Origin of the sequence: Pseudosulfitobacter koreensis (assembly GCF_024733015.1) — a bacterium.
In the GTDB taxonomy this organism is placed as follows: domain Bacteria; phylum Pseudomonadota; class Alphaproteobacteria; order Rhodobacterales; family Rhodobacteraceae; genus Pseudosulfitobacter; species Pseudosulfitobacter koreensis.
On sequence record NZ_JANKJG010000001.1, the window covers coordinates 332,540 to 345,029 of the forward strand.

A 12,490-nucleotide genomic window follows, 5' to 3' on the forward strand; every position below is an offset into this window, starting at 1 on the left:
ACCAGCCGCATCTCGGTGACATCTGCACCGGCAATCGTGGCGATCAGAGCAGCAACCGGAACAGACCGAACAACGAGAATGCAGCCCTGTCGGCAGAGGCCGCGGCGGCAGTCGTTGCGGTCGCTGTCACGGCAACGTCCACTGCCACCTCGGTGGTCGCTGCGACTGCGGCGGCGACCGTGGCTTCCGCTGCCGCGCTGGTGGCCACACCGGCGGCGTCGGCTGCTCCTGCGGCGGTCGCGGCTTCTGCCGCCGAAGACCACGCGGCAATGCCAAGATTGTCCTGCAGTTCGCGCAAAGTCAGCATGGCCCCTCTCTGCCGGTACTGGATGATCTCGTCGGCGAGCTCGAAATAGAACCGCAAGCCCCGGTGGATGCCGTGCAGGTCAGTTCCCGATGTCAGGCTGAACTGCTTCTTGCATTTCCGGCAGGTCTGAACTTTTCGCAGATCAAGAAAATGCATGTTCGTTTCAAAGCAGTCCGGACATACCGGTCCATCTGGCCACCTAACCTGATACAGCCAAGCCTCGCAGGCTGCCTCTGATGGAAAAGTGGCATCAAGACCTGCATCGGGCAGGCCGAGAAACAGTGAAATCCAGTGTATCCGTTCCAGAGTCTTGTTTGGGAATAGGTCTGACGTCATGAGGGGGCGATAGCACATTCGCTTGGTTCGAATGAACAGGATCAGTAATGGAGCGAGGTTCTCACCGCAAACTGAAGTTTCTTCCATATTTGCCGATCCAGATCTGCGTGGCCCTCGAGGCAGCGAGACGAAATGATGGCCGGTAAAGGACGGATTTCCTATCCAGGCGAAGTTGTCAGGGGCTCATCCGATACTTACGCCAATTGCGTTTGCACGCATCGAACGCCATGATGTTCCTGCACGGGATCGGTGAGATGACAGGTGATACGCTGGTATCACCCGCCGACGCCCTCATTTCGCCACCTCCCGACACCTTCGATGTCGTTCTGGCAAACCCGCCCTTCGGAAAAAAAAGCTCGATGAGTTTTACCAATGCGGAAGGCGAGCAGGAAACCGACGATCTTACCTATAATCGGCAGGACTTCTGGGCGACCACGTCGAACAAGCAGCTGAACTTCGTCCAGCATATCCGAACGATGCTGAAGACGACGGGCCGTTCCGCCGTTGTCGTACCAGATAACGTTCTTTTCGAGGGAGGCGCAGGTGAGACGATCCGGCGCAAGCTACTCCAGACGACAGACCTGCACACGATCTTACGACTGCCAACCGGCATCTTCTACGCCCAAGGCGTTAAGGCAAATGTGATCTTTTTCGATAACCGTGCTGCCAGTCCCGATCCGCAAACGTCAAAGGTCTGGTACTATGATTATCGGACCAACGTGCATCACACTTTGAAGCAGAAACCCCTTACCTACGCGCATCTCGAAGACTTTGTGTCCTGCTACAACCCCGGCAACCGCCATGAACGCAGCGCGACATGGAGCGAGGAATCGCCAGATGGGCGATGGCGCGCTTTTGACCGGGAAGAGCTGCTTGGACGCGACAAAGCAAGCCTTGATCTCTTTTGGCTTCGCGACGCGTCAATGACGGATCTGGACAACTTACCGGAACCGGAAGTGCTAGCCGAAGAAATTATGGAGAACCTTCGTTCTGCACTCGCGAACTTTGAGGCCGTCAGTCCGGGATAGGGCTTGCGTTTTTTTACTAGAACCGCGCTACGAGACCAAAGTATCTCATCCTAGTGAATTCGCGTATCCAACTGCCTATCGTTGCGGCCTGAAGCTTTTCTATGCATTCTTGCTCCAGCCCGGAACTGATAACTGTCCGCACTACTCAGGCGCACTATATGGCCGACCTCAAGTTCAGCCTCGAAATCTGGGGCCTACCAGCCGCGGACGACGTTCAGTTGTCATTTATAACTCAGGAGCTGATCCCTGCCTTATCCAAACTCTATAAGTCATGAGCCTCACCCTCGTGAAGGACTTGTATCGTTCGTGTCGCGCGCAGCAGGTATTCGGGGCTTGTCGCTGTCTGGTTTTTGTAATGAGCTGGGATTATCCACCAAAAAGTTGATCAACCTCGATCATCTTCAAACGAATGCTATTGCAGAGATATTTGGAATTCATAATTCGGCGCTCACCGAAATGCTGTCTTGGTCGCCGCAACCTTCGCCGAGCGTGCAGGTCCAGTTCCGAGGAGAGGACTTCGTCTCTCGCGCCCTGATTAACCCCATAGTCAGGGGGTGTCCGGCCTGTCTTCGGGAAGATATTCAGTCTGGCGCGGTACCACCTCGAGGCCAGATGGCCATGCGAGGCGACTGGCAGCTGAGGTACGTCGATATGTGCCTGCAACACCGCCAAGCTCTTGTTCCGCTATGGAACATCGCACAAACGCTGGCGCGATATGATTTTTCTACGCGGCTTCATAGTATCGCGGATGACATTGTTGCCGAACGGCTGGATCAGCCCTGCAAGCCGATCACAAGCTACGACCAATGGTTGGACGACCGCCTTTCATTTGGGACAGACCTAAGTTGGCTGGCAACGCACGCCATTGATACGGCAGCTCGGTTCTGCCTGCTTCTGGGTGCCGAGATGGAGCGCCTCATACCGGAATCATCTTCCAGAAGTCGGCCGCCACGAGAAGTCGGGTTTGAATGCGCACGCAAGGGCCCGGAGGCTTTGACCAAAACTTTCGATGATTTGGCAAGCAGCGTTAAAGGATCGCAATATAGCCCACAGAGGGCGTTTGGTCGACTGTACGTATGGTTGACATGGGACATGGCGAACGATCCGCGATGCGATCCTTATCGCGACCTCATGCGCGAGGTCATCTTCAATAATTGGGCCATTCCGGCTGGTGAGCCTATTTTGGGAAAGAGTCTCACCACGCCGCGGCTTTACTCTGTGTTGACTGCAGCGAAAGAAATTGGAAAGTCCACACACTTTACCCGACGGTTTTTGGAGCAAAAAGGGGTTATCGATCCCGTGGATGATCGTACCGACGCCGGCCTGACATTTGACGCCACGTCTGCAAATCCAATCCTCGCGCAAGCCAAACGCTTGGTCGTTGCGAAGGAAATGAGAAAACGACTTGGGGTATCACCCCATCAGTTCGAGACCTTTATACGTCAGAAAATCCTTAGCCCGGTTCTTCCTCAATCGGTCGCAAACCTGCAATGGGACACCGCCGATGCTGATGCTCTACTTGAAGAACTTGCCAAGCATGCCGTCACCGTGGATGCCGATGACACGGACTGGCTGCCTCTGGGTCTTGCTGCTGGGCGCGCACGCGTTGATGTCAAAGACGCCATTGACGCGGCGCGGCGCGGTCTGGTCCAGGTTGGACGACAACCGGGCCTGATCGGATACGCTTCAGTCTATGTGCGACAAAGCCAGATCGAGAAGTTGCGCGCAAAGGGCCCTAAACATATAACCCTTAGTGCATTTGCACGAGACGTAGGATTGCATCAGAGTGGCGAAATGACCGATCTTTTTAATGCCGGTCACGTAACTGCGACCGAGCTATTCAATCCTGAGACACGCCGAAAGGGCTTATACGTGACAGATGCCGATATCGCGGCATTCCACGCAAAGTTCACAACTCTCAAATTGTTATCGATGCGCGAGAAGACAGATGGCCGGGCGCTTGCACCGAGGCTTCGGGATGCAGGTATTTCCCGCTTCGCGCCAGAAGGCCAAGATTTCGGACCCGTCTACCTTTTGGATGATGTCCTAGGAGCCTTATGGTAGATGGAACTATCGTGAAATCGCCTATGAAACGCCCTGCAATAGCTAATTTACGGAACCCGCGGAAACAAACCTACTGCCCAAGAAGGCGATCCAATTCCTCTTCGAACCTGGTCGCAGCCAACTCCTGATCGGTGAAGGTTTCCCTCGGAGTTTCTGCTGCGCCGCTATCACTAAGGTCTCTCAGTTTAAGCTCGAGAAACGGCTCGCTTTCAACGGTCTCTTGGATCCACGCAAAACCAAGATTCCGCCTGTCAGATGTTTTGTAGGAGAGGTAGACATCGACGTGCCTGGTTCCGTTTATCATGAAACCACCGGTCTTTACTCCCTGTCCGACTTGGTTTCCGGAGAGATCGAAGCGATCGGAAACCCGGTTGAATACAGACTGCAGATATTCCCGGCCTAGCGAAGCCTTGGGGCCGCCGAGACGAGTCGCCAATGCAGGTGACACCACCCTCAGGCGTTGCATGAGGGCTTCTGTCAGTTCTTCCTTGCGGATGTCGTCGAGATCCGGATGGCGCTGGATATTCTCGTGCAGATTGCGAAGGGACTTCGCGTCCTCACTTGCGGCGATGCGCTGTATGGCCATGGCGACCTGCCTGTTCAGGGCCTCTGCCGATGTATTCTTGTTGTCGGCCATCGCGGTATTCCTTTCGAGGCTGCCCGGCAGACTAGAGCACAGCGATGCCAGACTTGAAAACAGGATCTGCCCGTGTGCGTCGCAGCGTGGGGGGACGTTACGATCTTGTCACTATCGATGGAGTACCGCCCTGACTTACCAGGCAGTGCCCACCGCATCGATCGGCCCTGAGCTGCCGTTCATCCATCCTTGGCCATGCTGCGGTGCGGTTCGTGATACCGGACATTCGCTGCAGTACTACAATCTCGACGTCAGAGAATTTCTAGACTTCGGAACGTTCCTGTCGTTGGATTGAAAGAAGGGCCGCTATGAGCCCGCCATAATCTCGATCTCTCGACGAAGGATGAAGCTAGTGAATTCAAGAAGGTTCTTTGAATTACCAAAGGGTGCCGGTACCAAACAGCCTTCGACACCACTTGGATCGAGTTGAGGGAAACAATTGCCCAGCATCGGTTGAGATGCTCGGACGTGACCCGTATGTAAAAAATTCGAGCGATTAGAGTAGTAATCTTGTTTAAATATTTTAGCGATGTGCGCTCCGAGGTGCTTATCGGCTACTTCCGAAACACGTTGAGAAATACTAAAAATTGGTTGGCTGCAAGTTTCGCATGTTTCCTTTTCCGCGCGCGAAAGGCTTATGGCTTCAATCGCAGAAACAAATAATGTCCCTACGATATCATTGTTCGTCGCGCCCTGTTTCGACAGACGAAGCCCGCCATGAAATAGGCGCGCCGCCTTAATCGATTGCTCGTCTTCAATTTTGTCGGCAACCAATCGATCACAGTATTCAACCTGACTACGGGCTAAGCGCAGCTGCCCACCTTCAATGCTGAAGTCGTCTAACCAGTCTTCCTCGATCAAGTATGCGTTGACGACGTCGAGATCGCGCTTATCCGTAGCGGGCACATTTTCAGTCGTGGTAAACAAGGCATTCGTCATAAACGCGAAAGCATCTAGTAGCTGGTCGAGACGGGCGACGAACTCTTGGTTGCGGTCGGCCTTGTCAAACCCTACTACATTGATGGAAATTTCCATTCGACTATTATTGATTGGAAGGCACTCCCAATATTGACCGCGGTATGGTGCCAGCGGCACGTCAGTCGACGTTGCCACGCAAACTGCAAGCTTGCGTCGAACAGGGTTTTTCACGAGCTTTAGAGCTTCATCGACGGAGTCCTGTAAGCTATTAGCAAGCTCAATTGGGGGAGACACTTTGCAATCGTCAATCTCAAAACAGATGTTACGGATAACCCCGCGCGTCTCATACTCGATCGACACCCCGATTTGCCCTGACCTCGTGGTCCCGAGTGACATCCAACCAAAAGATATCCGTTTGTCTTCGCCTGTCCGACGAGGCGTATATAGCCAACCCAACTGATCATATCGGGAGCGAAGAACAGCCCATAGAGCTCGAAGAAAGAGATTGGAATCCTTCGTTGAGCTAAGCGATAGATCTCCAACCCTCACGACGTCTTTAGATTTATTCGTTTGGTTATTTGCCATGCTTATGTCCCAAGTTGGTGTTGGTTGCTTCGGTAGAGTTGAGGGTAGTACGCTCGATCGGTAAGAAAGAAACTCCTTACAGAAGTGATTCTCCCTCTATGGTTGAGTTTGCGCCCCTCCACCCGTCAAGGTTGTTCAGATTTCAATTTCGTATACAAATTGGCGCGATCCAAGTTATTGTTTCTCCCAAATTGTAAGTGACTAATTCTAATGTATTTCTTTACGTGCGGCGCTCCGAAGATGGTAAGGTCAAAAAACGTAGTCACATAAAAGTGCGTTTTTTGTGTTATATTTTGAACAAATTCTTGACTAAATTAAGGAAGAGCTGGCATTTAAAGTGCATGAACAAGCGGCTTCCTGCTTGATACTCTGAATATTTGAGGGAAATTCATGAATAAGTTTATTTTGGCCACAGCGTTTGCGATAGCTGGTGGCGCAGCATCTGCTGCGACGATATCCGCAAACTTTGATTTGAGAGCTGGTGGAAATTCCACCAATCAAGGCTCGCTGGATTACTCAGTAGGCGACGTCAGCCTATCGGTAACTGGCATCGTTTGCGATGATGGTAGCGGCCCTAACGCGTCGAATTGCCGTAGCGGTATGATCGATCGAAGCAGTGTTTCTGGCATTTACTTCAATCAGCCGAATGATAGTGACCACGAAGTTGATGGACAATACTCGAATGAGTTTCTGAAGCTATCGTTTTCCCCTGACGTTACGCTCGATAGAGTAAAGTTTAGCTATTGGGATTCCAATGATGAAGCCAGGCTATACACGCTCAACGGATCGATTTGGAATGACGAAGGCGCTATTGTCACCGGATCGAGCCATTATTACGAATATGATTTCGTTGGAACGTACACGGGTTCAATGTTCTTGCTCGGTGCCGTCGGAGAAAACGACGAGTGGAAGCTTAAGGGAGTGACAGTTGACTATACAACACCAGTACCACTTCCTGCTGCCGCTTGGTTGTTGATTGCCAGTATCGGCGGATTGGCGGCGGCGGGTCGTGGCAAGAAGAAATCCGCTTAATCGCTTGAATTCCACACTTCATAAATGCGAACGGCGACCCGCGGGCTCGCCGTTCCTTTCATTTCTGAAATCGCAACGACTACGTGTTGAAGACATGGGTCACGACACCTATTCACCTTGCGTAGCCCTGATTGCTTTCAGGTTAGAAGTTCTTTGTTCTCCCCTAGAAAGTATGCCGATCTGGTCCGCTGCCCGCGTGTAGTGCGCAATTTCGGACAGGCTGGCGTGACCTGTCCAGGCGCCGATTTGGTGTGTTGTGGCGCCGCTTTCGGCCAAGGCTGCGGCTCGAGCTGCGCGAAGCCCATGTGCTGTGCAATGTGCCGGTAAGCCTGCCTCGCTGGAGATGCGGCTCATCCATTGCGACAGGCCTTTGACGCTGCGCGGCTTGCCGGTGCGTGTCACGATCCACTGGATGCGATCAGTCGGCAGGCACGCCAAGAAGTGCTTGTGATCCTGCGACAGTCCGCGGCACCAAGTTTGCCCTGCTTCCAACGGGAATCTTAGGTCAGGTGGCGAACACTAGCAGCCTTAGCTCCGCCGCCAAGCCGTCACTTCAAGGTATACCCTGCGGTGACGTCACCTAAACACCTGATTCAGCGTAACATCTGGGTTGACAACGACTATTTGTGACACCGTAGCCTTGGGTATAAACCCTGAGGTGACACATGACAAAAATCGGCTATGCAAGGGTCAGCACTACCGACCAAGACCTTGAAGTCCAGCTCGCCAAGCTCAAGGCGCAGGGCTGTGAAATCATCCGGTCTGAAAAGGTATCCGGTGCCAGCCGGGACGGGCGCCGAGAGCTCAAAACAGTCATCGACTTCCTTCGCCCTGGAGATGAGTTGATGGTTGCCCGCCTTGATCGATTGGGCCGCGACACGCGCGATGTGCTAAACATCATTCACGACTGCGAACAAAAAGGGGCCTTTGTAACAGTGCTCGACCCCTACGTGTCGACACAGGGCGATATGGGGCACCTTGTCATCACCGTGCTGGGCATGGTTGCCCAAATGGAACGCCGGTTTATTAAGGATCGCCAGCGCGACGGTATAGAGCGGGCGAAGACAAATGGCATCTATAAGGGGGGTAAGCGGCGGATCGATAGGGAAGGTGTGTTGGCCCTGAAGCACGGAGGCATGACGCCCACCCAGATTGCGGCAGAGGTGGGTTGCTCGCGGATGCAGGTCTACCGGATACTTAATCATCAATGAGGAATGCACAGATACCTGCCGTTTGCTGCGCAGGTTGGCGAGTCTCGTTGCTTTCAAACGAGGGCTCGCCGCGATCTGTACCTGCCATTCTCGACCTCAGAAATTGCATACTGCATAGTCCAAGCTGCTGTAGGGTTACCGGTGCTCCCGGCCCATTGCCGACCTCCGCCGGAGCTATCCGTCGCTGCGGTGCGGCCCGTCATTCCTGACTTTCGCTGCGTGTGCAAAATTGAGGCGGCGGCGAACTGGTAGTCTGCCGGACTTAGCTGCTCCCCAGCGCGTCGAACCGAGTGTCAGCTTTGCCGTTCGCGCGAGTTGCACATCAACTCTGGTTCCCTCTCTCGCTCTCAAACCGTTCTCGCCACTCTTGGCTCAATGCATCGGCAAGCTTTGCTGTTGGCGTTTCGACAGCTTGGGCTTTGGTTGGATCAAGGCCCATCTCAGAAAGCACCTGCGCCAAGACCCGTTTAGGATCTTTTGATAGAGCGTTATAATTGATGCGCATGGGCTCTATCGCTTCCTGTTCGAACCACCGCTCCCAAGCTTCATCCAGTACTGCAAGTGAGGCCATGTGGTGCCTGATGGCGATGGCGTCGTATCGCGCTTCCTGTGGAGGAGCGAGGCGTTCCAGCTCTGTGCCATCCGCGTTGCGATGCCAGAGGCCCGTCTGTTCCGCACGCACACGCGAGATTGCCTGGTCCAACCGGTCGGGGCGTGAAAGATGGACGTAAAGAGTTGTGCCAAATGCTTTCTCAATTCTTTCCACGTCACTCATGCTGGCTGGAAAGAGCAGTCTTAGCTGCTGCATGAAGTGGTCGAAGCTACCACGCTGCATTCGTAATCCGAAAATATCTGTGCCGCCTTTGCCCCGCGCCACGGCGCACTTGAAAACAGTGCGAATGCATTCTTCTCTCGATGCGTAATCCGCCTGCTTCAGTCCGTAGTCATCCAGCCAATCGTCGAGCGATGACGAATGAAAGTGCGAATCCGGGTTTCCCGCACGGCTTGTCGCGGCAAGCAAACCGCACAGCAACGTGCTTCCGCTGCGTGGGGCGGTGCAGATCATGTAAGATCGAAAGGGTTTACTTGTCATGACGCGATCGCTCGTACAGTTTTGCCGCTTCATAGCAGCCTTTCAAGAGCGGCGCAGCATCGGTCACTCTGGGCTCGAACTGGACCTTCGCCGCACCGAGCACTTACATCAGGAAAGCGGACAAAGCACCATTTCGCTGCGGCTGCGCCGAGGTCTGCTTTCGAGAAACCGAGTCGGTCAGGAACGGTCGTTTCTGTCGATTACAAAAACGATTTAGTTCTGCCCGCTGATCCAACCCAGCGAGACGGGATGCACATCCCGCGGCAGCGGATATTGGCGAGAGCCGCCTCCCGGAAATGCTGAAGTAAAGTAGGGCTATTCCAAACCCAAGTCACTCAAACACTCGGCTTCTCATTCGTCTTGCGGCAATCGACAGATTCAGGCCGCAGCCTCGTAGCTCGCAAAGACCTCGGTGCTGCCGTCGCGGTGGATCAGGAACACGTCGTAGGCCTCGCGGCTCTCCTCCGGCCCCATGCCGGGCGAACCGTAGGGCATGCCGGGCACTGCCAGGCCCACTGCATCGGGGCGCTCTGACAAGAGCCTGCGGATATCGGCAGGCGGGACGTGACCCTCGATGAAGTAGCCATCGATCTCGCCGGTGTGGCAGGAGATCATGTCCTGTGGGATGCCATTGTCGAGCTTGTGGCGCATCAGAAGCGTGCCGAAACTCATCTCGGTAGTCACCGCGAAGCCCTCGGCTTGCAGAATGCGCACCCAGGCCTCACAGCAGCCGCAGTTCGGGTCCTTCAGGACGTGGATCGCTGGCGCGGTCTGGGCGAGGCTCAGCTGCGGTGCGAGGACGACAAGGCTCGCGGCGCCGGAGAGCAGGCTACGTCGGGTGAGTTTTGGCATGGGGTATCCTTCAATCAGCGTTGTTCGTGTCGTCATCCGGCAACGTTTAGGGCCCAGCCGATCACCAGGACCTGTGGCACTGTCAGGAGCGGCAGGAGAAGTGCCGCCTTCAGTCGCCCCGTGACCTCGCGCAACACGAGAATTTCGGTGTAGTCGGTGGCCGCCCCCGCCATCAGGAAGGTGAAGGCGTTGCCGGGTGCCGCGGCGCGGGTCATCAGGTCGGCCGCTATCGGAACCGAGCCTTCCGAGCAGACCTCGATGATCGTGGCCGCGACGAGCGTGATGAAGAGGCCGAGCAGCGTGGCGCCGAACCAGGTTTCGAATATCTCCGTCGGCACCGTCGCCTGGATCAGAGCGGCGAGCACCACCCCGAAGAACAGCCAGCGCAGGACCATGCGGCTTGCCGGAAAGGCACGCTTTGCAATGTCCTTCGCGAAGGCGGCGTCGAAGCGCGTGGAGCGCAGTCCGGCCTTCGCCTCGCGCCACACGTGGAAGTCGGCGGGCAGGTTCACGCGGTTGGCGTTCGGCTTGACGCGGCCCGCGCGCTCCAGCGCCTCGACGACGAGGCCGGTGAGGAGCGCGATGATGAGGGAGGCCACGAGGAACACCGCCATCCACTCCCAGCCCATCAGCACACCAATGATGATCGTCAGCGACAGCGAGTTCCACGGGCTTGCGATCAGGAAAGCGAAGACCTGGCCAAGGCTCGCGCCGCGCTCGTAGAGCTTGGCTCCCACCATCAGGACGCCATGGTTGCAAAGATCGAGCAGCACGCCTGCCAGCACTGCGCGCACGAGACTCTTCGCCCCCTGGTCGCGGCCGATGATCCCGATCACGAACTCGCGCGGCACGCGGTCGATGAGGCCCACCGCCACCATGCCGACGAGGATGCCCCACCACATCAGGTTCATCATCTCCTGCACACCGTGCGTGAAGACACCCAGCCCGAGAGGCGCGTCGTGGGGCAGGAAGAAGGCCGCGATGTAAGCGACCCCGATCACCGCGCCGGAGCCCCAGAGAAGCCAGTCCACACGCCGCCATCGCGGTGCATCCGCACCCGCCGTCGGACCGCAGCAAGAGGCAACTGCAGTCTCTTCGCTTCCGCCGCAACACGACGCCGCCTTTGCGGAGGCAAGCCGCGGCGGCGGATCGCCCGGCAGGACGAAACCGCCGGTATCGCAGGTCGAGGCCGCGGCCCGGGCTTTTGCCGTCTGGCTGATGTCGTTCATGTCGCCTTCTCCGTCATCTGATCGGAAGATAGGACCTCCAGCAGCTATAGGTTCAAGAGGATTCCGGAGAATATCTGCACGAGATCGCTCAGCCCGTTCCCGATACCGCTTCTGATGGGCTCCGCGCCAGTGCGCGGCGGATCTTCGGGAGCGCGAACTCGCGGGGCTCGTGGTAGTCGATGATGCTGACCAGCGCGCCCGCCGCGTCGAAGAGGAACACGCCTGAGGTGTGATTCATCGTGTAGTCGCCGCCTTCGAGGGGCGCTTTCTCGTAGCGCACCCGGAACCCTTCCGCCGCGCGCGCAATCTCGGCCGGGCTGCCGGTCCAGCCGCGGATCTGCGGATGGAAGTAGCCGACATACTCGGCCATCGCCTCGACGGTATCCCTTTCCGGATCGACAGTGATCAGCACGACGTCGAGGGTATCGGCCTCCGTGCCGAGACCGTCGAGCCAGTGCGAAATGTCGGCGAGCGTGGTCGGGCAGACCTGCGGGCACCAAGTGAAGCCGAAGAAGACGAGAGAGGCGCGTCCGATCAGCGTCTGCGGCCCGACTGGCTGCCTCTCGTGGTCGGTCATGGCGAAGTCCATGGCGGTCAGAGGCAAGGGGCGCCCGTTGGATACATCCGGCGCGTCAGGGCCGTCGACCTGCCACCAGCCTGCGAAGAGCGTGGCCACGCCCGCGCCGAGGCCAAGCGCGCCGTATTGCAGGAGCGCGCGCCGCCGCATCAGTCGGAGGGCCCCCGCGCCGCAATGCCGAGGATCGGCACCTCGATCGTTGCCTCCGTCCCGTCGGCAAAGATCACCGATAGGGCATAGCTCTCGCCCTCGACCATCGGGTGCTGAAGGTCCATGAGCATGACGTGAAGGCCGCCGGGCTCGAGCGCGACGGCTTCGCCCGCTGCGATCTTCACCTCCTCCATGTGCGACATGCGCGTGACGCCCTGCGCATCGGTCGTGGAAGCATGGATCATCGGCATCATCGCGAGGTTGGTGCGCAGGCCGGTCACCACGGCTGGCTCGGCCCCGGTGTTTTGCAGCGTCATGTAGGCCACGCCGGGCCGGCTCGTCCCGATCGAGGCGCGCGACCAGGCGTCCTCGATGACGACATCCTCCCCGCCGGCGAGGACGGGGGGCGCTGTAGTCAGAAGGGCGAGGGCAAAGGCCGCAATGCCAAATAATCTCATGTTCGGTCTCCAA

Annotated in this window: 13 protein-coding genes; 4 read left to right on the forward strand and 9 right to left on the reverse strand. The window is 56.6% G+C overall.

All coding sequences use genetic code 11. The features are described 5' to 3' along the window. Positions 1-43: 43 nt before the first annotated feature. Positions 44-730 carry a transposase gene (locus NTA49_RS01735; protein ID WP_258292923.1) on the reverse strand — a complete coding sequence of 229 codons (687 nt, stop codon included), beginning with the start codon at positions 728-730 and terminating at the stop codon, positions 44-46. Between the two features lie 140 nt (positions 731-870). Here NTA49_RS01735 and NTA49_RS01740 point away from each other — a divergent pair, with 140 nt between their 5' ends. Beyond that, positions 871-1,671: an HsdM family class I SAM-dependent methyltransferase gene (locus tag NTA49_RS01740; RefSeq protein WP_258292924.1), complete on the forward strand. Its 801-nt coding sequence runs from the start codon at positions 871-873 to the stop codon at positions 1,669-1,671. A 264-nt stretch (positions 1,672-1,935) separates the two neighbouring features. Next, positions 1,936-3,735, forward strand: a complete 1,800-nt coding sequence (locus tag NTA49_RS01745) for a TniQ family protein (protein WP_258293192.1) — start codon at positions 1,936-1,938, stop codon at positions 3,733-3,735. A 70-nt stretch (positions 3,736-3,805) separates the two neighbouring features. Here NTA49_RS01745 and NTA49_RS01750 read toward each other — a convergent pair whose 3' ends face one another. Next, positions 3,806-4,372 (reverse strand): hypothetical protein, encoded by a 567-nt coding sequence (locus tag NTA49_RS01750; protein ID WP_258292925.1) that lies wholly within the window; start codon positions 4,370-4,372, stop codon positions 3,806-3,808. Positions 4,373-4,678: 306 nt separating this feature from the next. Then, complete coding sequence (locus NTA49_RS01755) at positions 4,679-5,650, reverse strand: hypothetical protein (RefSeq protein WP_258292926.1); 972 nt, start codon at positions 5,648-5,650, stop codon at positions 4,679-4,681. 615 nt (positions 5,651-6,265) lie between these two features. Between NTA49_RS01755 and NTA49_RS01760 the strand changes: the two genes are divergently transcribed. After that, positions 6,266-6,907 (forward strand): VPLPA-CTERM sorting domain-containing protein, encoded by a 642-nt coding sequence (locus NTA49_RS01760; protein ID WP_258292927.1) that lies wholly within the window; start codon positions 6,266-6,268, stop codon positions 6,905-6,907. Between the two features lie 108 nt (positions 6,908-7,015). On the opposite strand, the gene NTA49_RS17145 is transcribed toward NTA49_RS01760, so the two are convergent. Then, positions 7,016-7,309, reverse strand: a complete 294-nt coding sequence (locus tag NTA49_RS17145; RefSeq protein ID WP_332844272.1) for a tyrosine-type recombinase/integrase — start codon at positions 7,307-7,309, stop codon at positions 7,016-7,018. Between the two features lie 263 nt (positions 7,310-7,572). Between NTA49_RS17145 and NTA49_RS01765 the strand changes: the two genes are divergently transcribed. After that, a complete protein-coding gene (locus NTA49_RS01765) occupies positions 7,573-8,118 on the forward strand; it encodes a recombinase family protein (protein WP_258292928.1) in 546 nt (181 codons plus the stop codon). Between the two features lie 322 nt (positions 8,119-8,440). Here the strand turns inward: NTA49_RS01765 and NTA49_RS01770 are convergent, their stop codons facing one another. The 5 genes from NTA49_RS01770 to NTA49_RS01790 form a co-directional block, all read right to left on the reverse strand. Next, the gene (locus NTA49_RS01770; protein ID WP_258292929.1) at positions 8,441-9,184 is read right to left on the reverse strand and encodes a Stf0 sulfotransferase family protein; all 744 of its coding nucleotides are present in this window, start codon (positions 9,182-9,184) and stop codon (positions 8,441-8,443) included. Positions 9,185-9,589: 405 nt separating this feature from the next. Continuing rightward, entirely contained in the window at positions 9,590-10,063 is a 474-nt protein-coding gene (locus NTA49_RS01775; protein WP_258292930.1) for a DUF411 domain-containing protein, read from the reverse strand. 32 nt (positions 10,064-10,095) lie between these two features. Continuing rightward, on the reverse strand, positions 10,096-11,292 hold the full coding sequence (locus NTA49_RS01780; RefSeq protein ID WP_258292931.1) for a permease: 1,197 nt from the start codon (positions 11,290-11,292) through the stop codon (positions 10,096-10,098). An 88-nt stretch (positions 11,293-11,380) separates the two neighbouring features. Further along, positions 11,381-12,019 (reverse strand): SCO family protein, encoded by a 639-nt coding sequence (locus NTA49_RS01785; protein ID WP_258292932.1) that lies wholly within the window; start codon positions 12,017-12,019, stop codon positions 11,381-11,383. Beyond that, positions 12,019-12,477: a copper chaperone PCu(A)C gene (locus NTA49_RS01790; RefSeq protein ID WP_258292933.1), complete on the reverse strand. Its 459-nt coding sequence runs from the start codon at positions 12,475-12,477 to the stop codon at positions 12,019-12,021. The genes NTA49_RS01785 and NTA49_RS01790 overlap by 1 nt, the downstream gene beginning before the upstream one ends. Positions 12,478-12,490: the final 13 nt, after the last annotated feature.

Bases quoted from the DNA above. Each gene is read 5' to 3' on its own strand.
- NTA49_RS01750 (WP_258292925.1), bottom strand. From the start codon at position 4,372: ATGGCCGACAACAAGAATACATCGGCAGAGGCCCTGAACAGGCAGGTC.
- NTA49_RS01740 (WP_258292924.1), top strand. From the start codon at position 871: ATGATGTTCCTGCACGGGATCGGTGAGATGACAGGTGATACGCTGGTA.
- NTA49_RS01735 (WP_258292923.1), bottom strand. From the start codon at position 730: ATGGAAGAAACTTCAGTTTGCGGTGAGAACCTCGCTCCATTACTGATC.
- NTA49_RS01780 (WP_258292931.1), bottom strand. From the start codon at position 11,292: ATGAACGACATCAGCCAGACGGCAAAAGCCCGGGCCGCGGCCTCGACC.
- NTA49_RS01765 (WP_258292928.1), top strand. From the start codon at position 7,573: ATGACAAAAATCGGCTATGCAAGGGTCAGCACTACCGACCAAGACCTT.
- NTA49_RS01790 (WP_258292933.1), bottom strand. From the start codon at position 12,477: ATGAGATTATTTGGCATTGCGGCCTTTGCCCTCGCCCTTCTGACTACA.
- NTA49_RS01770 (WP_258292929.1), bottom strand. From the start codon at position 9,184: ATGATCTGCACCGCCCCACGCAGCGGAAGCACGTTGCTGTGCGGTTTG.
- NTA49_RS01775 (WP_258292930.1), bottom strand. From the start codon at position 10,063: ATGCCAAAACTCACCCGACGTAGCCTGCTCTCCGGCGCCGCGAGCCTT.
- NTA49_RS01785 (WP_258292932.1), bottom strand. From the start codon at position 12,019: ATGCGGCGGCGCGCGCTCCTGCAATACGGCGCGCTTGGCCTCGGCGCG.
- NTA49_RS01760 (WP_258292927.1), top strand. From the start codon at position 6,266: ATGAATAAGTTTATTTTGGCCACAGCGTTTGCGATAGCTGGTGGCGCA.